Below are 20,043 nucleotides of genomic sequence, written 5' to 3'. Positions count from 1 at the left end.
AGGACAGGGCTTTATCTTCTTGTTCGATCATGGATTTGGTCTAGCGAAAGCCGGCTTCGCCGGCGGAATGAAGTTTTCCGCCGCGCTCGACGATCGGCTCAAGTGCCTTTTCCACCGGCACGTTCGGCGCATCGAGGATGGCTGGATTGGAGCCTTGGGGGTTGTGCGCCCATCTCACCGCATTGCGCAGCACCTTGTGGACGTTGGCGTCGTGATAGGTCGGATAGGTCTCGTGGCCGGGCCTGAAATAGAAGATGTTGCCGGCGCCGCGGCGATAGGTCAGCCCCGACCGGAACACTTCGCCGCCCTGGAACCACGAGATGAAGACGGTCTCGAGCNGCCGCGGCGATAGGTCAGCCCCGACCGGAACACTTCGCCGCCCTGGAACCACGAGATGAAGACGGTCTCGAGCGGCTCCGGCACGGCGAACTGCTCGCCATACATCTCCTCGTTCTCGAGCTCGAAATACTCGCCGATCCCGGCAGCGATCGGGTGGTTGGGGCTGGTCACCCAAAGCCGTTCGCGCTCGCCCGCCTCGCGCCATTTCAGCGTGCAGGGCGTGCCCATCAGCTTCTTGAAGATTTTCGAGAAGTGGCCGGAATGGAGAACGATCAGCCCCATGCCTTCCCAGACGCGGCGCGTCACGCGCTCGACCACTTCGTCGGCGACGGCGCCATGGTCCTTGTGCCCCCACCACAGCAAGACATCGGTCTCGGCCAGACGGTCGGCCGGCAGCCCATGCTCCGGCTGCTCCAGCGTCGCCCACGACACTGATATCTCCGGGTCGAGCTTCAGTGCATTGGCGATCGTCGCATGCATGCCCTCGGGATAGATGCCCGCGACCACCTCGTTGGTCCGCTCATGAATATTCTCGCCCCAGACGACAGCGCGTATTGTCATGATGTCCTCGTGATTGTTTGAAGCTGGAGCCGCCCCTACGGGTCAGTCATAATATCCTCGGCCGGGAATGAAAACCGTTTCGCGGCCGGCTGCTGACAATCTGTTGGAAAGCGGGCGGGAAAGTCCACGCGGCAAAACCAGCGATGCCGGCGGGACAGCGCCCTGGACAGCGGCCCCTCTGTCCTGCCGGACATCTCCCCCACTTGTGGGGAGATGGCTGTCATCGGCGATTTCGCCAATCGCCAACGTTGCAGGATGGCAGCAGACAAACGCGAAGTCCGATCTCCCCCCTCGTGGGGGAGATGTCCGGCAGGACAGAGGGGGGCGCGAAGGAACGCTACAGAGCGGCTTTCATTCTCCGCCGCCGCGAGCAATCTAAGCGCCTCGCCCCTCTTGGGCGACGCGTGTCAGCGGCTTCGACAGCCGCGGCACGACTACAAGCCGCTTGATCTTGCCCTTCTTGTAGGCGGCGAGGAAGCGGGCATAGTCCTTGAAGACGACGCAGCCATTGGATTCGGCGCGCCCGCCGCGCAGCATGTAGGTGTGGGCGAGCAGGCCGTCGCGGCCATATTTGTTGCTGCCGCTGGCCGGCGTCAGACGGATCGCCTCGACACCGTGAAAGCGCGATTCCCGCATCGTCAGATTGTAGGTATCCGGCGGCGTCGGGCCGACATTCTTCTTGTGGACGTAGCGTGGCTGGTCGACCATCGCGCCCAGTCCCGAATGTGCCTCCAGCCGCGAGCCGTCGGGCATATAGACGGTCTTGGCCGAGATGTCGTAGACGGCGACGCCAGTACCCATGTTGGGCGTGGTGAACAGGTTCCTGAAGGCTCCGCCGAGACCGCCGGAAGGCATGTCGGGCTTGGCATAGGCCAGCATGTCGCCGCCCTGCGTCTTCGACCGTTTGCCCGGCTTGCCCGACACGGCCGGCACTGCCGCTTGTGACGAATTGCGAGGCGACAGGCTGCCGGGTAGCGTCTCGGCCGGCGGAGCGTCGGCCGTCTGCACCTTGCTCGCCCTGGCGGTCCTAGAGGTCTGCGCCTTGGGCGGCTCCGTTTTCGATGCTTGATCCTTTTGCGCCTGGGCCCTTGGCGCCTGGTCTTTTGGCGCCTGATCTCTTGACGCTTGAGCCCGCGGCGCCTCGGCCGGCTTATCGATGTCCGCCCGCGGACGCAGCGTCGGCAGCGGAATGCTGTCGGGCATGTCGTCTTGCGGCGGCAGCGAGGCTAGCTGGACCTCAGGTTCTTGCGGCTCTTGCGAAGCCGCGGGCTCGCTTGCCGCGATGGCTGCCGGGAGCACATCGATCATCTGCTCCGGCAATGTATTCGCCAGCGCCAGCGCCAGGCGCGACGAGCGTTCGATCTCCGCCACCTCCGGCCCGAAGCGCACCGGTGCCGGGCCGTTCGGGTCGGGTATGCGTACCGGCTCGGCGAACCGGGCGTGGGCCGGCAGGCTGGCGAGCATGACGGGAGAGCGGGCTGAGGCACGGGCAAAGGCGGCGGCAAGCTTTTGCGGCGACAGCGCGGCCTTGGCGACCACGTCGTCGAAGCTCGATTGCCGCGACGCATCGGCGACAAGCGGCACGGTGTTGCGCTTGAGGCGGGCCGATTTTCCCTGGTGGACGAAGTTCGACGCCGACCGCAGGCAGTTGGCATCGCACCCGTGCTGCAGCAGCTTGGCCGACAGCGCCGCGTTGGCCGCGGCCCATGTCGGGGCCTGCGCCTTTGCAAGGCTGCGGCGAGGATCGGCAAGCGCGATGGTGCGCGGCGCGAGCAGGCTTTGCGGGAGACCGTTGGAAGCGGCGCTGAGCGAGGTTCCCACTGAATAAAGGCCGGCCAAAGTCGCCACCGACCATAAAGCAATGGCTGCGCCGACGGCCGGAACCGCGACCCAGCGTAGGCCGGGCCTCATCGAAGTCAATCCAGTTGCAGGACTGTCACCCCGGGTTTTCGCACTTACAAACGCCATTCAACCACTCTCAATCGGCCGATGCCGGCTAGCGGATTTCGCAGCCGTGACATTCACAGTTCGCCTGGTGCCCCCAGCACGCTTTGCGTCTGTTGCCGATTGATTCAAAAGATGGACAAAGTTGGTTAACCAATCCCTCTACCGACCGCCGATTGGGCGACGGTCACACCGAAAAACGCCCTCCAAAACCTGCATAGTTGGCAAAACTGCCCTCCAATGATGACTTTGCTGCCCGTTTTTGTCGGCCGAGTCAAGAAAGCGAAATGACTAGACCTTGCTGGGCGGAGTCGGCCATGGCTGCGAAAGTGAAGCCGGGCCGACCAGAATCTTGCGGCCGGCAGCCGCCGCCATCAAGCCCCGGCGTTCGGTCAAACCGGCGATTATCGACCTGGCACTTGTCGACCTGCCACTCGGGCGAATGAACGTTAACGTCTGAGAATTCGGGATAGCGGCAAGATGTTTGCCGCACAGCAGCTGAATGTCGCCAAGTGCCGGAGCGGGATATCCAACACCTAGGCCACAGCCACCACTATGTGAGCCTGGATTTTGGCAGCAACTTCGCCGCTGCCATGCCTGTCTGCAATCGCGGCTGCGGCGTAGTCGGTTGCAGCGTCCAGTTTTCCCGCCTCTCTGGCCTCGATTTCATTGCGAAGGAGAGTGCCCTGGCAATAAGCAACGGCCGGAAGGCGCGGCGAGGAGGCACGGCTTTGTTCGGCTCTCGTCTCGATCACCACACCGGAAAAACCTGCGTCCTCCAGCTCGCTACGGATCAGTGCCGTATCGTGGTAGCCATGCGGCGTGCGTGCCAGAAAGCGCGGCGGATCGTTCGGAAAAATCCTCGCCAGGGCATTCGTCACATCGTCCGCAAATACATTCTCTTCGATGCGATCCCATACGCTGAATAGAAAATGTCCTCCGGGCTTCAGGACTCGCCGGGCTTCGCGATAGGCAGATGAGCGGTTGGGAAAGAACATCGCGCCGAACTGACAACAAACGAGATCGAAGGCCGCATTTTCAAACGGTAGCGCCAGAGCATCCGCCTGACGCCATTTGATGCGATCGTCGGGAGCTTGCCGCGAAGCGGCGTAGTCGAGCATCGGCTGGTTGAGGTCGGTTACGACATAGCTTGCACCGGGCGACAGTTTTGGCGCCAATGCGCGGGTGACAACCCCGGTGCCCGCGGCGGTTTCCAAAACGGCGCTTGGCGACAAGGACGCTGCCCGTCGTGCAAGATCTGCGGCGAACGGCTCGAAAATCAACGGCACCATATAGCGGTCGTAGTTTTCCGGAATTGAGCCGGCGAATACCTTGTCCGTTTCCAACATTGCTATCCCCCGCCGTCCGTTTGATGGCTCGTCAGCATAGCATGGAATTGTTTGCTATTCGGTCGCATTCGACCGGGAGGCGGTTCGCTCCCGGAAGCTCCGAAACGCCGTGCTGCAATTATCTGCATATGTGTTAATATATTGTGGTCATGCGCATTGGTGCGTGGCCAAACATAAAATGGGAGGATGCGATGAAAACCATAAATCGCAGGTCTGCAATCGCGCTTGGCGTGACGGCGGCAGCGGTAACGCCTTTGTTCACGCTGGCGGCTGCTGCAAAGGTCAAGAAATACGGCCCGAAGGAAGGCAAGGAGATAGCCCCCGGCGTCAGATTGGTCGAGGTCGGCACCGGCAATTCCGATATCCCCGCTTACAAGAGCATCTCAATTGTCGATATAGTCTTTCAGCCCGGAGCAGCCGCCCCTCAAATGGTGATGGACAACGACATGGTCTGCACCATTGCTGCCGGTGAATTCACGATCAAGAAGGCGGACAAGGAATTCAAGCTCAAGGAAGGTGACGTGTACACCTGCTCCAAGGGCAAGACCGACGAGGCAGCCAACACCAGCAAGGTGGTCGGCATCCACCGCATCGCCGTCTTGATACCTGCCTAGCGCCTGCCGACGAAAACCGGCCCGCGTCCTCTTCGGAGACGCGGGCCTTTTGATGACGTGCGTGGCCTTGAGCGGTTCATCGTTTCACCGCTTCGACCCGGTCGACTTCGTCCAAGTGTGGTGAGGCTCATGCTGTTCATGGTTTTCCTCCCGATTTTTATTTATGAGCGGTTCTCCCTCCGCCCGCTTTGAAAGGGTGCGATTATATTAGAGATCGCGCAAGTTTCTGGCTGACTGCTGGCCGGTATAGGGGCCTGCATTGGCGGATTGGCAATCCGGCAGCGCGCTGAGCGTTTTGGAGTTCACGAAACGGCCCGGTGCTCTTCCCGAGCTGCCTCCCAGACCTCGCGCGCCGCATCTGCATTCACTGCCGCGATTCCCAGGCCGACGATCAGATCCGGCCACGCCGAGCGCCACAGGAAGGCCGTCACCAATCCGGCCAGTATGATCGCAATATTGGCGACCGCATCGTTGCGGGCCGAGAGGAATGCCGCCCTGGTAAGACTGCCGCTGTGATGGCGGTAGCGCGCCAGCATGTAGGCGCATGACAGATTGACCGCCAGAGCGCCCAATCCCGCCAGTGTCAGCGCCGTTGGCTGCGGCGGCACCGGCATGTTGAACTTTTCCCACGCGGTCCACAGAGTCGCCAGGCCCGGCACCAGCAGGATAAGCGCCAGCGCCATGCCGACCCGCGAGCGGGCACGCAGCGACCATCCCATGGCGAGCAGTATGAGGAGATTGACCGAGGCATCTTCCAGAAAATCGACGCTGTCGGCGAACAGCGACACCGAGCCGATCGCCAGCGCGACGGCGAATTCAATGCCGAAATAACCCAGGTTCAGCAGTGCGACGACAAGCACCACCCGGCGAAGGCCGTCCGACGCAATGGCTTGCTGCATGGTCTGCCCTAACACGATGCCGTTGTCGCTCTTACCAGCTGCTCTTCCAACGCAACAGCCGCATGGCATTGGCCGTCACCAGCACCGTCGCCCCGGTGTCCGCGAGGATGGCGGGCCAGAGGCCGGTGATGCCGGCGATCGTCGTCACCAGGAACACTGCCTTCAGGCCCAACGCAATGGTGACGTTCTGCTTGATGTTGGCCATGGTTGCTTGGGACAGCCTGATCATGGCCGCAACGTCGCCGACGCGTCCATGCAGCACCGCTGCGTCAGCCGTTTCAAGAGCCACATCGGTGCCGCCGCCCATCGCAATGCCGACATCGGCCGCGGCAAGTGCCGGCGCATCGTTGATGCCGTCGCCGACCTTGGCTACCCTAAGCCCCTGCCCCTTCAACTCGCCGACGATGCGCTGCTTGTCCTCCGGGAGCAGTTCGGCGCGCACCTCGATGCCGAGCTGTTTGCCGATGGCAGCCGCCGTGCGCTTATTGTCGCCGGTTAGCATGACTGTCCTGATGCCTGCATTGGTCAGCGCCTTTAGCCCGGCGAAAGCATCCGGCCGGGGTTCGTCGCGCATGGCAATGAAGCCGGCCAACGCGTTGTCTACAAGCAGCACCGCCACTGACTTGCCTTCATCGTTCAATGCCACGATGCGTGCCGCCTGGTCTGCTGGCAGCAGGTTTATCTCGCCCGCCGCGACTGGCGATCCCAGAAACAGGTTCTTGCCGCCGACACGACCGATAACCCCTTTACCGCCGATCGCTTTGGCTTCGGCGGCAGGCGGCACGGGAATGTTGCCGGCTTTGGCCCTTTGGAGGATGGCCAAAGCGAAGGGATGGCTCGAGCCGATCTCAAGCGCTGCCGCCAGCGAAAGGATGTCGCGTTCACCGGCGCCCACCGCAACGAGATCGGTGACCTGCGGCTTGCCGAGCGTCAGCGTGCCGGTCTTGTCGAGCGCCACGGCGTTGATGGTCGCGAGCCCTTCCAGCACCGCCCCACCTTTCATCAGCAGGCCGCGCCGGGCTCCGGCCGAAAGCGACGCCGCGATCGCCGCCGGAACTGAAATGACCAGCGCGCACGGGCAGCCGATGAGCAGCAGCGCCAGCCCCTTGTATATCCATTCGTTCCAATCGCCGCCCAAGAGCAGCGGCGGTGTGGTGGCCACGAGCGCCGCGACGGCGACAACGCCGGGCATGTACCAGCGCGAAAAGCGATCGATGAAGCGCTCGGTCGGCGCCTTGTTTTCCTGCGCCTCCTCGACCAGCTTGATCACGCGTGCAATCGTGTTGTCTGCGGCGGTCGCCGTCACCTTGACGCGCAGCACGCCGTCGCCGTTGATAGTGCCGGCAAAGACCGTGTCGCCGACGTCCTTGCGCACCGGCACGCTTTCACCGGAGACGGGTGATTCATCGATGGCGCTCCCGCCTTCGGTGATCTCGCCGTCAGCCGGAATCCGGTCGCCCGGCCGCACGAGGATGATGGCGCCCACAGCCAGGCTTTCGGCCGGCACCTCGCGGGTCTGGCCGTCTTTCTCGACGAACGCGGTTTTGGGAACGAGGGTCGTGAGCGCTTGAATACTGGACCGTGCGTTGCCGGCCGCAACCCCTTCGAGCAACTCGCCGATCAGGAACAAGAAGACCACCGTCGCCGCTTCCTCGCCGGCACCGATGATGACGGCCCCAGCCGCCGCCACAGTCATCAGCATTTCGATTGTAAACGGAATGCCTGCCGCTGCGGCCATGGCCGCTCGGCGCGCGATCGGCGCCAGGCCGAGCAGCATTGCGGCGATGAAGGCCCACGGGCCGGTCGCGGGCCAGGCGTAATCAATCGCGAAAGCCACGGCCAAGGCGACCCCGCTGGCGATGGCCAGGCGGCCCTTGGCGCTGTCCCACCATAGCTCCGACGCCGGCGCATCATCGTTATCATGTAACCCCGCTACGTTCTCGTCGTGATTGCGCCTTCCGTCGGCATTGTTGTCGGCGGATTGATCGGACGCCGGCGTCCCAGACTTGGAGGTCAGCGGAGCGACGGCGTAGCCGAGGCCGGTGACCTTCCTCTCGATCGCGCCGAGATTGCTTTCGGGAGTATGAGTGACCGTCAGAGTGCCCGCCGAAACGGATACGTTGATGTCCTGAACACCAGGCATCCGCCGCACGGCCGTATCGATTTTGCTGGCGCAACCGGCGCAATCCATGCCTTCCACGCGGTAGCGGGTCTGTTGTTTGGTCGCAGCCATGGTGAACCTCTTGTATCTTCGAGCGCGACGCTACATCCTCTAGCGACTAGAGGAGCAAGCGAAAATGCCAGCAGGTATGACCATCGGTGAAGCGGCCCGACACAGCGGCGTGAAGGTTCCAACCATCCGCTACTATGAGCAGATCGAGTTGCTTCCTGCCCCTGCCCGCAGCGAAACCAATCGCCGGCATTATGAAGCGGCAGACTTGCGCCGGCTCGCCTTCATCAGGCACGCGCGCGAGTTGGGGTTCGGGATCGAAGCCATCAGGGCGCTGCTGACGCTGCAGGATAATCCCAGCCAGCCTTGTGCGACCGCCGACGCCATTGCCCAGGCGCGTCTGGCCGACGTGGTTCAGCGGATACGCAGCCTTACAGCGTTGAAAGCCGAGCTGGAGCATATGGTCGAAGGCTGCCGGCACGGAAAAGTCTGCGAATGCCGTGTCATCGAGGTGCTGGCGGATCACGATAAATGCGAGCATCCTCACCATTGATTTGCCAGAGCAGAGCTCGCGTCAGCCCCGATGTCGCGGCATCCGGAGCTTGCAAAAGCCGCACTTTACGGTCAACCTGAGCGGATGATGGCGCGCCTGTCACCAAAACACCTCCTGGTCATGCTTCTCGCGGTCGTCGTGACCGCCGGGTTCAGCCTGTCCGCCGCTCAAGCTGCCGTCATGTCGGCCAGGATGGCAGTCGACGGCCGCATGACCATGGCCGCGGATACCGGCACCACCGACGCCGACATGGCCAAGATGGCCGATGCCAGGGACGGTGACTGCAACGCTTGCCTCAAGGGCTCGGCCGGCAATGACAAACCGATGCAATGTGCGCCGACCTGTGTCGCACCTGTTCTGGCGGTGCTGCCGGAGGCTCTCCCCGTGACGGGACTGCCGCAGGCCGAGCTGCCGTCCGCGCTTCCCGCCCCGTTCCTGCACGGGCGAAGTCTGCTGCCGGAGCCATTCCCTCCAAGACCCAGCGCTCTCGTCTGACGCCGTTTCTGCCGTTCCACGGCTGATTAGCGGCGTTTGATCGCCCGGTTGCGCGTAACTGCGCAGCGGGCGCGGTAGCAATTCAATCGACGTCGCGACGTTCGCCGTCGGTTACCGCAGGGGTCACAAAAGTGAATTCCGTTTCAAATCCGTTCATAACGCGCCGCAAATTCCTGCTTGCGGCAGCGAGCATTGCCGCCGCAGTGCCGATCCGCCCTGCGCTGGCGATGGCCACCGGCGAATACCGGATCAGGGTGGCGCCGAGCCAGGCACGGTTCGCCGGCCCTGATGGTCCGCGCACTCCGGTATGGGCCTATGATGGCACGGTCCCCGGCCCGACACTGCGCTTACGCCAGGGGCAGCCCGCTCGGATCATCGTCGAGAACGGACTGGACGAAGACACCACGGTTCACTGGCATGGCATCCGGCTGCCGAACGCCATGGATGGCGTGCCCGGCCTGACGCAGAAGCCGATCAGGCCAGGTGAAAATTTCATCTATGAATTCACCCCGCCCGATGCCGGCACCTTCTGGTATCACCCGCACGCCAACAGCCTGGTCCAGCTCGGCCGTGGCCTTGCCGGCGCACTGGTCGTCGAGGAGGTCGAGCCGGTCGCCGTCGACCGTGACATTCTGTGGCTGCTGCAGGACTGGCGGCTTGCGGCCGATGGGCAGATCGCCGGCGGCTTCGGCAGTGCCATGGATGCGTCGATGTCGGGCCGCGTCGGCAATGTCGTCACCGTCAACGGCACGGGGCCAGGCGATCGGAGCGTGAAGGCCGGCGAGCGCGTCAGGCTGCGGCTCGCCAATGCCTCGCTTGCCCGCATGATGGCGCTGCGCTTCGAAGGCCACCGTCCGGTCGTCGTCGCCATCGACGGCCAGCCCTGCGATCCGCATGAACCGGAGGGCGGTCGCCTGGTGCTGGCGCCCGCCATGCGCATCGACATCGTGCTCGACATGCAGGGCCACCCCGGTAGCCGCCACGCGGTGATCGACGATTTCTACGACGGCCTCGCCTATACGCTGACCACGCTGGCCTATGACGCAGCGCCGCCGCTGAGAACCCATCCGCTCGACACGCCTGTCGGCCTGCCGCGCAACCCCTTGCCCCAGCCCGACCTCGCTGGCGCCGAGCGCCAGGAGATCGTCCTGCAGGGTGGCATGATGGGCGGCGGCAAGCTCAAGGGCGTCGGCGGCATGATGGGCATGGGGATGATGGGCATGAACGGCGGTGCGGCCTGGGCGATCAACGGCATGTCGATGACCGGCGACGGCCATGCCGGCATGGCGCCGCAGTTCACGCTGAAACGCGGTGTGACCTGCCATCTCACCATGCGCAACGAAACCGCCTGGTGGCACCCGATGCATGTCCACGGCTTCAGCCTGTCGGTCATCTCGCGCAACGGCTCGCCGGTGCCGCACCGGCAATGGCAGGACACGGTGCTGCTCGCCCCCAAGGATACGATCGAATGCGCCTTCGTCGCCGACAATCCAGGCGACTGGATGCTGCACTGCCATGTCGCCGATCACCAGATGGCCGGCCTGATGACGGCGTTCCGCGTGACCTGAAACGTTTTATCCAACCAAGGAGAACTGCAATGAAACTGACCCACCGCCTTGCCGCACTGTCCCTGCTGATCGCAACGCCGCTGCCCGCCTTCGCCGCAACGATCAACGCCGTCATGTACAAGAACCCGCAATGCAGCTGCTGCGAGTCCTACGCCAACTATCTCGAGCACAACGGCTTCAAGGTCGACATAAAGCCGGTCAACAATCTCTCCCAGATCAGCAGCGATGCCGGTGTGCCGGCCGACCTCGAAGGCTGCCACACGCTGATGGTCGACGGCTATATCGTCGATGGCCTGGTGCCGGTCGAGATCGTCAAGAAGCTTTTGACCGAGCGCCCTGCCATCACCGGCATAACGCTCGCCGGCATGCCGGCCGGCGCCCCAGGCATGGGTGGCGAGAAGCAAGGCCCCTTCGTCGTCTACGCCTTCACCAAGGACGGCAAGGCGCCCACCGTCTACGCGACCGAGTGAGGACATTGTGAGCAAACTAGCTATGGTCCTGGTTGGCATGCTGCTGGCGTTTTCGTGGCCGGTATCAGCCGCTGAGCCGCCGCAGAACTTTGCCGTTCACGAGGCGCCCGTCCCCGTGCCGGAAATCAGCTTCGAGGATGGCAATGGCAAGCCGAAAATGCTTGCGGATTTCCACGGCAAGGTCGTGCTGCTTAACGTCTGGGCGACATGGTGCGCGCCCTGCCGCAAGGAGATGCCGACGCTCGATCGCCTACAGGCCAAACTCGGCGGTCCGGATTTCGAGGTCGTCGCGTTGTCCATGGACCGCGCCGGTCCTGAGATTGTGAAGAAGTTCTTCGCCGACATCGGCATCAAGCACCTCGCCCTCAACATCGACGTCTCGGGCAGGGCCATGTTCGCCATCGGCACCGTCGGCCTTCCGGCAACCCTGCTGGTCGACCGCGACGGCAAGGAGATCGGCCGGCTGATTGGGCCGGCCGAATGGGACGTCCCCGACATGGTCGACTTCATCCGCAGCCGCATCGCCGCCAAGTGAGAAAGGGACAGATATGTTCGGGCTAAAGGCTCGCTGCGTTGCATCGGCTTTGAACGAATGGAGGTGCTTGCTGCTAAACGTAATTGCCATTGCGGCGCTGACCGCGGGCTTTTCGTATCAGGCGCAAGCCCACTCGCTCGACGAAATCGACGCCACGCTTGAGGCCGACGAGAAATATTTCCAGCCGATCGACAAGCCGGCGCCTGATTTCACGCTGCGCACCGCCGACGGGCGTGTCGTGCGGACGGCCGATCTGCGCGGCAAGGTGGTCGTCCTCCACTTCATCTACACGTCGTGCCCGGATGTGTGCCCTCTTCATGCCGAGAAGATCGCCGAGATCCAGAAAATGGTGAACGGCACGCCGATGAAGGACCGGGGCAGCTTTGTGACCATCACCACCGACCCGACCAGGGACACGCCGGACGTGCTCAGCAAATACGGGCCGGCGCACGGGCTCGATCCCGTCAATTGGCTGTTCCTGACCACGATGGAGGATCAGCCGGAGGATGCGACCCGCAGACTGGCGGAGGCCTTCGGCCACAAGTTCACGCTGACGGATGATGGTTATCAGATGCACGGCACCATCACCCATGTGATCGACAAGGAGGGCCGCTGGCGGGCGAATTTCCATGGCCTGGATTTCGCATCGGTCAATCTCGTCACATTCGTCAATGCGCTTACCAACAATGTCGAGCGCCCGCACCATGAGCAGGAAACGGGATGGTGGGCGAAAATCAAGGGCATGTTCTGAGGCATCATTTGCACGTGCCGGCGGTCCGGCGAAACAGAGGGAAGGAGAACCCTGTGACCCACAAGTCCAATCCATTGAGCGGAGCCGTCGGCAAAATGGCCCGTGCCGTCATGCTGGCCGGCGCGACGATCTGGCTCGCGCTCGGTCTCCACAATCAGGCGATCGCCGCGGGCGAGATGTCCCAGGACCAGTTCGACCAGCGCATTCACGACTACATTCTTGCGCATCCCGAGGTGCTCGTGCAGTCGCTGCAGAGCCTCGACGCCCGCCAGCGCGAGGCTGCCGCAAAAGAGGCGAAAGCCGCTTTGACGGACAAGGCGGACGAGATTTTCCGGGACCCGGCGAGCCCGGTCGGCGGCAACGCCGAAGGCGACGTCACCATGGTCGAGTTCTTCGACTACAACTGCCCCTATTGCCGGCAGGTTGCGCCGATCATGGCGCAAGCAATGGCCGACGATCCGCAGCTCAAGATCGTCTACAAGGAATTCCCGATCCTCAGCACGGATTCCGTATTTGCTTCCAAGGCGGCTCTCGCCGCCGTGCGCCAGGGCAAATACATGGCGTTCCACAAGGCCTTGTATGCGGTGAAGACGCGGGTGACCGAAGCGGTCGTACTGAAGGTGGCTGCCGACGTCGGTCTCGATGTGGCTAAACTGAAGACCGACATGCAGCAGCCCGATATCCAGGCGTCGATCGACCGGAATACGCAACTGGCCCAGGCGCTGAAGATCAGCGGAACGCCAAGCTTCGTCGTTGGCGAGCAGATTTTCCCCGGCGCGACCGACCTCGCAACGATGAAGAAACTGATCGAGCAGGCGAGGACCAGCAAATGAGCCGAATATTTTGCCCAAACCGACGGACGGTTGTTCTGGGGAGCGCCTTTGGCGCCGCTGCGGTCGTGAGCCTGCTCAAGGGGCCGGATTTGGCGATCGCCGCTGAGGATCCCGATCTGGCACGCCGTTTCAGATATCTCAGCCAGAACGGCAACAGCACGTGTTCGACCAAGTTCACGGAATCGATCGCGACCATGCCGGCGATGTCGCGGATCACGGGCTCGTGCTGCAGCCCAATGGAGACGAAGCGCTATGCCGAGCAGGTGAGCGGCCTGCCAGGTACCGCGAGATCGCGATGATCCCAAGCGATCCGTACGATATTCCGGCCGGCATCGCACAGAAGATGATGCCCTACTACGATGTGAAACTCTCCGGCGAAGAGCAGCAGGCCTACGACTATGCGATGGCCAATTCCAACGAGAAAGGCCCATGCTGCTGCCAATGCTGGCGCTGGAAAGTGTATGGCGGGCTGGCGAAGTTCCTGATCCGCGAGCACGGTTTCACCGGCAAGCAGGTCGTCGACGTCTGGGATCTCTCAGACGGTTGCGGCGGAGGAGAGTAGAGCCGGCGACAACTCGGCTGCGGTTCAACAAGCGCTCTCAACCTGTTCTACCTTCTTGAAAGGAGCGCTTGACCTCCCGGTGGCTGGAACCGTTAGGCTCATTGCTAACTTCCGGAGGTCGTCCAATTGCGGACCGAACCATGAATTTCGAAAGGCAGCTACTGGCCCTGTTAGAGAGGCATATCGGCAAGGCAGATCAGATGTCGCGGAACACTTGCTGCGGGCACTGGAGGCGCTGGATTAAAGCCTTGCCCTTTCGGAGTTACCGCGCGGTCAGCATGTTCTGACAGAAGCCTATTATGAACTCGTTCGTCGATAGCGTTGAACGTGCCTTGATTGACCGGCAAGCCACTGCCTTCGTGGGCTGATCGAGTTCGCCTTGACGGGCGTACATGGCGAACTAGTTCCCCTCGCAATCGCCGGTGGCAGCGGCGGCGGGAGGGATGATTGTGATGATGATGGACGGTTCAATGTGGATGATGGGCGGCATGGCGCTCATTTGGGTCCTGGTGCTTGTCACCCTCGTGCTCGCGATCGCGGCGCTGGTCAAATATTTGCGAACCTGACGGCATAGGCAGTCGGGGTCAAAAGAGCAAAAAGGGCGGAAAGTTGTAGTCGTCATCGGAAGCAGCAGCGTCATCGGGTCGGCGTCGGAACTGGTCCGGCCCCTCGGCTCTTAACGTCTGTCGCCTTCGGCCCTCTCAGGAGTGGCAAATCGCCGGCTATGAGGTCTGGATGGCGAAGCGCAAAGACACGGTTATTGTTACCGGCAGCACCGGCTTCATCGGCTCGGCTCTGGTCAACAGCTTCGCCGACCGGTTTGCTCTCGTCGGCCTCGACCGGGCGGCGACGCGTCAGCCGCCGCCGGCCGCGGAGTGCGTCTGCATCGACCTGACATCGGAGGACGCCGTGGCAGCCGGTTTGGCGCGCGTGCGGACGGCCTATGGCGCCCGCCTCGCCTCGGTGATCCATCTTGCGGCCTATTTCGATCTCACAGGCGAACGGAACCCGCTCTACGAAGAGATTACGGTTGGCGGCACCGAGAAGCTCCTGCGCGCCCTGAAACAATTTGAGGTCGAGCAGTTTGTCTTCATGAGTTCGATGCTGGCGCACAAGGGTGGCCGACCGGGCGACATCATCGATGAGGATTGGCCGCTCGAATCGAACCTACCCTACCGCACCTCGAAGATCGAGACCGAGCGCCTGATCCATGAGCAGCACGGGGCGATCCCTGTCGTCTATGCCAGGCCGGCCGGCGTCTATGATGATCTCGGCCGTAACGCATTCCTCGCCAATCAGATTGCGCGTATCTACGAAGAGGATCCGACCGGGCATGTATATCCGGGTGACCTGCGCACCGGGCAGTCGTTTCTGCATCTGGAAGACCTCACCGATGCGGTGGCGCGCCTTATAGATCGGCGGAAGAAACTTCCCACGGAGCTGGCGCTGCTTCTCGGCGAGCCTGAGGTCATGGGCTACGGCGAACTTCAAGCCGAGATTGGTCGGTTGATCCGTGGCGAGAACTGGGAGACACGGGAGGTGCCGAAGGCGCTCGCCAAGGCGGGTGCCTGGGTCCAACAGGACGTGCTGGGCGAAGAATCATTCGTTCGTCCCTGGATGGTCGATATCGCCGACGACCACTACGCGATCGATATCAGCCGTGCCCGCAATGTCCTCGGCTGGCAGCCCCGGCATTCCCTGCGCGAGACGTTGCCGCGGATCGTCGACGCGCTCAAGGCAGATCCCGCCGGCTGGTATCGGGCCAACAAGCTCAACGCCGCCAAGGTGGCCGGCAGCGGAACAAAAGCGCGAGAGAAAGACAAGGCGTTCGAGGCCAAACACGACAAGATGAAACCCGGACACATGGCCGAGATGGCGGGGATGGGCAAGCAGATGCTCTGGGCTCATTTCCTGGTCATCACGCTTGGCGTGTGGCTCCTCACCAGCCCGCTTCAGTTCGCGCTGTTCGATCCGGCGGCGGCCGGCACTGTGCGTGACGTCACGCAAGAGCGTGGACTGTGGGAACCGGTGCTGCGCAACGCGCTCACCGGCTGGAGCGACATTGTCTCGGGCTTGCTGCTGATGCTGTTTGGCGGGCTCGCACTGTCGCCGCGTTTTTCCTGGGCGCAATGGGGCACGACGATCGCCGGCCTGTGGCTGCTGTTCGCGCCGCTGTTCTTCTGGACGCCGAGCGCCGCCGCCACCATGAACGACACGATCGTCGGCGCGCTGGCCATCGCTTTCTCGGTGCTCGTCCCGATGATGCCGGGCATGAGCCACGAAGGGATGATGGACGAGAGCACCGTTCCGCCTGGCTGGACCTACTCGCCGTCATCCTGGCTGCAGCGCCTGCCGATCATCGCGCTCGGTTTCTTCGGTTTCCTCATCGCCCGCTATCTCACTGCCTACCAGCTCGGCCATGTGGGTGCTGTCTGGGAGCCGTTCTTCCCCGGCGGAGACGGCAGGAACGGCACGGAATTCATCATCACATCCGACGTTTCTCGAGCCTGGCCAGTCGCTGATGCCGGGCTTGGCGCCGTGGCTTATATGATCGAAACCCTGATGGGCGCGATGGGCACGGCGACCCGCTGGCGCACCATGCCCTGGATGGTGACCTTCTTCTTCATCCTGGTGGTGCCGCTCGGCGGCGTCTCGATCTTCTTCATCATCATCCAGCCGATCATGATCGGCACCTATTGCACACTGTGCCTCATTGCGGCGGCGGCCATGCTGGTCATGATCCCGCTGACGCTGGACGAGGTGGTCGCCATGGGCCAGTACATGCTGCGCAGCGTGCGGGCAGACCGTCCGTTCTGGCGCACCTTTTTCCAAGGCGGGCCGGAGCCGAACGGCGAGGCGGACAAGAACGATCCCGGCTTTTCCACCGCGCTTGCCGCACAGTCCGCCGCAGCCATTCGCGGTGTCACGTTTCCATGGACGCTGGTCGCATGCTGTATCGTCGGCGGTTGGCTGATGGTCTCGCGGCTGGTCTTCGGCACGGCCGGCGCCATTGCAAACAGCGATCACCTCTCGGGCGCCATGATCATCACGATCGCGGTCTGCGCCATGGCCGAGGTGGCACGGGCGTTGCGTTTCCTCAACCTGCCGTTCGGGTTATGGCTGATCGCAGCGCCCTGGCTGCTCGACGGCGCGACCAGAGGTTCGACATTGAACAATGCCGTTGCAGGGCTAGTTGTGATCGGCCTCAGCCTGCCTCGGGGGCTCCGAAGCAAGGAGCACTACGGCTCATGGGACCGCTATGTCGCCTAGACGAAGCCTGGAACCGGCTTGGTCTTGCCGCTCAGTTGCGCGCCCAGCGTCAGTGCCTGCGGGAAATTCCGGACGATCGCCGCCATCAAGGTGGCGCTGCCGGGGCGAAGGGCAATTCCGGCAACGGCCGCGGCGGCGTAGACCCGGGTCGAAAACAGTCTTTTCCAGGCCGCCTCGTAGCGTCTGGCGGCAGCCTCGCGCCCTGCTCGGCCACTTGGCGCGCATTCGAGTTCGCAAGCCAGCAGCCAGCCGGACTGAAGCGCCATCGAGATGCCCTCGGCGATGACAGGATGAGACTCTCCGGCTGCATTGCCGACGCGGAAGATGTCCCCTTCGTAGCACGAGCGAATTCCCGGCCGGATCGGACCTGCGGCAAGCCACGGACCGTCGAGGAGAGCCGGTTCCAGGGCGTCCCGCACGCCCCGGCATGAATTCAGGAGATGCCGGGAGACCGCATCGGCGGCCGACACGTGGCTCCGTTGTTTGGGGCCATATTGTTTACGCAGCCGCGCGAGCATATCGCGCCGGATGCAGCACGAGATCGACAACCGGCCATGATCCGCCGAAACCATGCCGCCATAGCCGCCGGGGAAGGCCAGCAGAGGCATCAAATCCGGCGCCAGGGACGACCCGGTGAAATGCGCCTTGAAGCCGAGCAGGTCCGACGGGCGATTGGCCTTTCCGAGCTGGCTGGGCAATGGTCCCGGTTCCCAGGAGCCGTGAGCGGCGACAATCACCGGCGCACGCAACATCGCCGCTTCATCCCCGGCCTGAATTCGCACCCTTTGCATCTCACCGTCCGGCTCGATGGCGACGGCGCGGCAGGGTTGAAAGATTTCGACACCCGCCGATCGCGCCGCTTGCAAAAGCAGAGAGTCGAGAATGTCCCGGCCGAGCGCCCGGCCGAAGCTGTCTTTCCCACGAGGCCCAGCTCCTGCACGTGGCATTGCCGCCTCGACGCAGGTCTCGCCGGAAAACAAGCCGACGCGGCGGATTTCGGGGCCGGCATTGGTACGCCAGGCATCGCCGATCTCGAGCCGGTCGAGAAGCGCAAGATTGCTTGCCGAGATGTATTCGCCGCAGACCTTGCGGCGCGGAAATGCGCTTTTTTCCACAATTGCCACGGCCCATCCGCGCCGGGCCAGCGTGAGCGCGACGGAGGTGCCCGCCGGGCCGGCACCAATGACAATCGCGTCATGAGTCGACAATCGCGTCATGACTCGACACTGGCACTGGCGCCGACGAAGATGTGGGAAAACAGGCCGGCGCGCCGCTCCTCGACCGGTTTGCCGTTGGCCGCAAGCCAGAGACGGGAAAGCTCGCTGCCGCGAAAGCCGGCACGCACGCTTTGCGCCGCGTCGTTTCGTGTGACGTCGTTGGCGCCGATTGCCGGCAGAAGACGGGTCGCGGCCAGCGGCAGTTTCGCCCGCAGCGGCTCTGTCGCGATGAGCAACGGGGCTTTCGGCCTGATCAGCGAAAACAGACGCACGAGCTGCGCATTGTCGAGGTGATGCAGGAACAGATTGACGGTGACGGCGTCGAACGGCGCACCCTCGATCTTTCCTGCCCAGTCGAAGACATCGGCGGTGACGCCTTCGGCCTTCCATCCCAGCCTGTCAAAATCACCGCGCAATTGCGCGGTGATGAGGCCGACGCGGTCGAGCATTACCAGTTCGACCCCGGGCCAATGCGTGGCCATGCGCCGCGCCACCGCCAGCATGAAGGAGCCGTCGCCGGCGCCGATCTCCAGGATGCGGCGTGGCGGCGTTGGCACGAACCTCCTGAGCAACGACGTCATGATCGGCACCTGAAACATCAGCATATTGATGCGCCGAAGGTCGCGGCGCGCGGCCAGCGCTCGCGGATCTTCGGCCGCAAGTCCGTCGAGGATTTCCGGCGCGAGCTGCCGGTGCTCCAGGCCGCTCATGACACCGTTCGAAAGAGCATGGTTTCGGCCGTCAGCCCGGGTCCGAACGACATGCCGCAGCCGAGCAGGCCGGGTGGCGCCTTCAACATCTCCTTCATCACGAACATGACGGTCGCCGACGACATGTTCCCATACTGGCGCAACACCTCGCGCGATGGTTCCAGCGCGGTGGGCTCCAGTTCCAGGGCCCTTTCGACGGCGTCGAGCACCGAACGTCCACCCGGATGCACGGCCCAAAGGTCGATTGCCTCGGTCGGCCGGCCGCCGAGCATGGCGGCCTGGCTGTTCCGCAACGCCTCATGAATCGCTGCCGGCACCTGGCCGGAAAGAACCATTTCGAAGCCGTGGTCGCGAATATTCCAGCGCATCAGATCCCGCCGCTCCCTCGCCACCAGACAGTGAAAGCTATCGAGCTCGATGCCGGCCGGCTCGGCGGTAATGAGCGTGGCCGCGCAGCCGTCGCCCCAGAGGCAGAACGACAGCAGTTTTTCCAGTTCGGTGGTTTCGCGCAGATGCATCGTGCAGAGCTCGATATTGACCAGCAGGATCTTGGCCTGCGGGTCCGAGCGGACGATGTGACGGGCCAGCTTGAGGCCGTTGATCGCCGCGTAGCACCCCATGAACCCGATCATCGTGCGTTCGACACTATCGGGCAGCCCGCAACGCGCAATCAGCTCCAGATCGATGCCCGGCGCCGAAAAGCCGGTGCAGGTGGTGACGATCAAATGGGTGATGCGGGAAGCGTCGTCGCCAAGCTGCAATCCGTCGATGCCCTTTTGCGCCAGAACAGGTGCGGCATCGTCGAACATCGCCATTCTCATGGCCGTTCCGGGAAACGCGCCCCGGATGAAGGTCCCGGCCAGGTCGGCAGTTTGTCCTTCGGGGTCGGACGCCGGCGCAAAGCAGGAATAGCGGTGCTCGATGCCGGCAAGATCGGCCATGCGTTCGAAGATCCTCCGGCGATCGGCTGCGAGCATGGAGGCCGCGAAACGCAGGTAGAATTGATGAACCTCGTGCTCCGGCACCGCCGTCGCGATCCGGTTGATATAGGCGTTGACGGGCATATTCTGTCTCCTCGGCGTGTGCACGGTGTAACGTGCCGCCGGAGGGTCCTTGCTCATCGGCACCCGGTGTCGAACACCGGGTTTTGAGCGCTGTTCGATAAACGTTTCCGAAAACTGATTTCTTCCCGAAGGTTTAGTC

General features: G+C 63.2%; 17 protein-coding genes and 1 pseudogene. 10 read left to right on the top strand and 8 right to left on the bottom strand.

The annotated features are described in order from the left end of the window. Nucleotides 1–40: 40 nt before the first annotated feature. The 3 genes and pseudogenes from X773_RS56510 to X773_RS56500 form a co-directional block, all read right to left on the bottom strand. Nucleotides 41–900 (bottom strand): annotated as a pseudogene (locus tag X773_RS56510) (ThuA domain-containing protein). A gap of 375 nt (nucleotides 901–1,275) precedes the next feature. Continuing rightward, nucleotides 1,276–2,811 carry a DUF2778 domain-containing protein gene (locus X773_RS56505; protein ID WP_023677239.1) on the bottom strand — a complete coding sequence of 512 codons (1,536 nt, stop codon included), beginning with the start codon at nucleotides 2,809–2,811 and terminating at the stop codon, nucleotides 1,276–1,278. Between the two features lie 569 nt (nucleotides 2,812–3,380). After that, nucleotides 3,381–4,193 (bottom strand): methyltransferase domain-containing protein, encoded by an 813-nt coding sequence (locus X773_RS56500; protein ID WP_023677237.1) that lies wholly within the window; start codon nucleotides 4,191–4,193, stop codon nucleotides 3,381–3,383. Between the two features lie 191 nt (nucleotides 4,194–4,384). On the opposite strand from X773_RS56500, the gene X773_RS56495 reads away from it, so the two are divergent. Then, nucleotides 4,385–4,807: a hypothetical protein gene (locus tag X773_RS56495; RefSeq protein WP_031211929.1), complete on the top strand. Its 423-nt coding sequence runs from the start codon at nucleotides 4,385–4,387 to the stop codon at nucleotides 4,805–4,807. Nucleotides 4,808–5,109: 302 nt separating this feature from the next. Here X773_RS56495 and X773_RS56490 read toward each other — a convergent pair whose 3' ends face one another. Both X773_RS56490 and X773_RS56485 read right to left on the bottom strand, forming a co-directional pair. Next, nucleotides 5,110–5,706 carry a cation diffusion facilitator family transporter gene (locus tag X773_RS56490; protein ID WP_023677235.1) on the bottom strand — a complete coding sequence of 199 codons (597 nt, stop codon included), beginning with the start codon at nucleotides 5,704–5,706 and terminating at the stop codon, nucleotides 5,110–5,112. A 31-nt stretch (nucleotides 5,707–5,737) separates the two neighbouring features. Continuing rightward, entirely contained in the window at nucleotides 5,738–7,939 is a 2,202-nt protein-coding gene (locus tag X773_RS56485; protein WP_023677234.1) for a heavy metal translocating P-type ATPase, read from the bottom strand. A 76-nt stretch (nucleotides 7,940–8,015) separates the two neighbouring features. On the opposite strand from X773_RS56485, the gene X773_RS56480 reads away from it, so the two are divergent. The 9 genes from X773_RS56480 (at nucleotide 8,016) to X773_RS56440 (ending at nucleotide 16,913) form a co-directional block, all read left to right on the top strand. Continuing rightward, complete coding sequence (locus X773_RS56480) at nucleotides 8,016–8,429, top strand: helix-turn-helix domain-containing protein (protein WP_023677233.1); 414 nt, start codon at nucleotides 8,016–8,018, stop codon at nucleotides 8,427–8,429. A gap of 30 nt (nucleotides 8,430–8,459) precedes the next feature. Beyond that, nucleotides 8,460–8,924, top strand: coding sequence for a hypothetical protein (locus X773_RS56475; RefSeq protein ID WP_023677232.1), 465 nt, complete (start codon nucleotides 8,460–8,462; stop codon nucleotides 8,922–8,924). A 131-nt stretch (nucleotides 8,925–9,055) separates the two neighbouring features. Continuing rightward, nucleotides 9,056–10,492 carry a multicopper oxidase family protein gene (locus X773_RS56470; RefSeq protein WP_023677231.1) on the top strand — a complete coding sequence of 479 codons (1,437 nt, stop codon included), beginning with the start codon at nucleotides 9,056–9,058 and terminating at the stop codon, nucleotides 10,490–10,492. A 29-nt stretch (nucleotides 10,493–10,521) separates the two neighbouring features. Then, the gene (locus X773_RS56465) at nucleotides 10,522–10,962 is read left to right on the top strand and encodes a DUF411 domain-containing protein (RefSeq protein ID WP_023677230.1); all 441 of its coding nucleotides are present in this window, start codon (nucleotides 10,522–10,524) and stop codon (nucleotides 10,960–10,962) included. Nucleotides 10,963–10,969: 7 nt separating this feature from the next. Beyond that, complete coding sequence (locus X773_RS56460; protein ID WP_156937355.1) at nucleotides 10,970–11,497, top strand: TlpA disulfide reductase family protein; 528 nt, start codon at nucleotides 10,970–10,972, stop codon at nucleotides 11,495–11,497. Nucleotides 11,498–11,564: 67 nt separating this feature from the next. Continuing rightward, nucleotides 11,565–12,248, top strand: coding sequence for an SCO family protein (locus X773_RS56455; RefSeq protein WP_023677228.1), 684 nt, complete (start codon nucleotides 11,565–11,567; stop codon nucleotides 12,246–12,248). Nucleotides 12,249–12,301: 53 nt separating this feature from the next. Continuing rightward, on the top strand, nucleotides 12,302–13,081 hold the full coding sequence (locus X773_RS56450; protein WP_031211922.1) for a DsbA family protein: 780 nt from the start codon (nucleotides 12,302–12,304) through the stop codon (nucleotides 13,079–13,081). A 160-nt stretch (nucleotides 13,082–13,241) separates the two neighbouring features. Then, nucleotides 13,242–13,643: a hypothetical protein gene (locus X773_RS74575; RefSeq protein ID WP_245274721.1), complete on the top strand. Its 402-nt coding sequence runs from the start codon at nucleotides 13,242–13,244 to the stop codon at nucleotides 13,641–13,643. A gap of 735 nt (nucleotides 13,644–14,378) precedes the next feature. Then, entirely contained in the window at nucleotides 14,379–16,913 is a 2,535-nt protein-coding gene (locus X773_RS56440; RefSeq protein WP_023677222.1) for an NAD-dependent epimerase/dehydratase family protein, read from the top strand. On the opposite strand, the gene X773_RS56435 is transcribed toward X773_RS56440, so the two are convergent. From X773_RS56435 to X773_RS56425, 3 genes are read right to left on the bottom strand one after another with little or no spacing between them, the layout of a single operon-like run. Continuing rightward, nucleotides 16,910–18,130: an NAD(P)/FAD-dependent oxidoreductase gene (locus X773_RS56435; protein ID WP_023677221.1), complete on the bottom strand. Its 1,221-nt coding sequence runs from the start codon at nucleotides 18,128–18,130 to the stop codon at nucleotides 16,910–16,912. The genes X773_RS56440 and X773_RS56435 overlap by 4 nt on opposite strands. Continuing rightward, on the bottom strand, nucleotides 18,127–18,840 hold the full coding sequence (locus X773_RS56430) for a methyltransferase domain-containing protein (protein ID WP_023677220.1): 714 nt from the start codon (nucleotides 18,838–18,840) through the stop codon (nucleotides 18,127–18,129). Before X773_RS56430 ends, X773_RS56435 begins: the two co-directional genes overlap by 4 nt. After that, entirely contained in the window at nucleotides 18,837–19,904 is a 1,068-nt protein-coding gene (locus X773_RS56425; RefSeq protein WP_023677219.1) for a type III polyketide synthase, read from the bottom strand. Before X773_RS56425 ends, X773_RS56430 begins: the two co-directional genes overlap by 4 nt. Between the last annotated feature and the right edge of the window lie 139 nt (nucleotides 19,905–20,043).

This window comes from Mesorhizobium sp. LSJC280B00 (genome assembly GCF_000502835.1).
Classification (GTDB): Bacteria; Pseudomonadota; Alphaproteobacteria; order Rhizobiales; family Rhizobiaceae; genus Mesorhizobium.
The sequence above is the reverse complement of the archived record's forward strand: the minus strand, read 5'-3'. Positions and strand labels throughout refer to the sequence as shown.

Excerpts from the sequence above, each read along its gene's own strand:
- X773_RS56435 (WP_023677221.1), bottom strand. The coding sequence starts at position 18,130 with ATGACGCGATTGTCGACTCATGACGCGATTGTCATTGGTGCCGGCCCG.
- X773_RS56500 (WP_023677237.1), bottom strand. The coding sequence starts at position 4,193 with ATGTTGGAAACGGACAAGGTATTCGCCGGCTCAATTCCGGAAAACTAC.
- X773_RS56490 (WP_023677235.1), bottom strand. The coding sequence starts at position 5,706 with ATGCAGCAAGCCATTGCGTCGGACGGCCTTCGCCGGGTGGTGCTTGTC.
- X773_RS56425 (WP_023677219.1), bottom strand. The coding sequence starts at position 19,904 with ATGCCCGTCAACGCCTATATCAACCGGATCGCGACGGCGGTGCCGGAG.
- X773_RS56485 (WP_023677234.1), bottom strand. The coding sequence starts at position 7,939 with ATGGCTGCGACCAAACAACAGACCCGCTACCGCGTGGAAGGCATGGAT.
- X773_RS56495 (WP_031211929.1), top strand. The coding sequence starts at position 4,385 with ATGAAAACCATAAATCGCAGGTCTGCAATCGCGCTTGGCGTGACGGCG.
- X773_RS56440 (WP_023677222.1), top strand. The coding sequence starts at position 14,379 with ATGGCGAAGCGCAAAGACACGGTTATTGTTACCGGCAGCACCGGCTTC.
- X773_RS56475 (WP_023677232.1), top strand. The coding sequence starts at position 8,460 with ATGTCGCGGCATCCGGAGCTTGCAAAAGCCGCACTTTACGGTCAACCT.
- X773_RS56465 (WP_023677230.1), top strand. The coding sequence starts at position 10,522 with ATGAAACTGACCCACCGCCTTGCCGCACTGTCCCTGCTGATCGCAACG.
- X773_RS56430 (WP_023677220.1), bottom strand. The coding sequence starts at position 18,840 with ATGAGCGGCCTGGAGCACCGGCAGCTCGCGCCGGAAATCCTCGACGGA.
- X773_RS56480 (WP_023677233.1), top strand. The coding sequence starts at position 8,016 with ATGACCATCGGTGAAGCGGCCCGACACAGCGGCGTGAAGGTTCCAACC.
- X773_RS56505 (WP_023677239.1), bottom strand. The coding sequence starts at position 2,811 with ATGAGGCCCGGCCTACGCTGGGTCGCGGTTCCGGCCGTCGGCGCAGCC.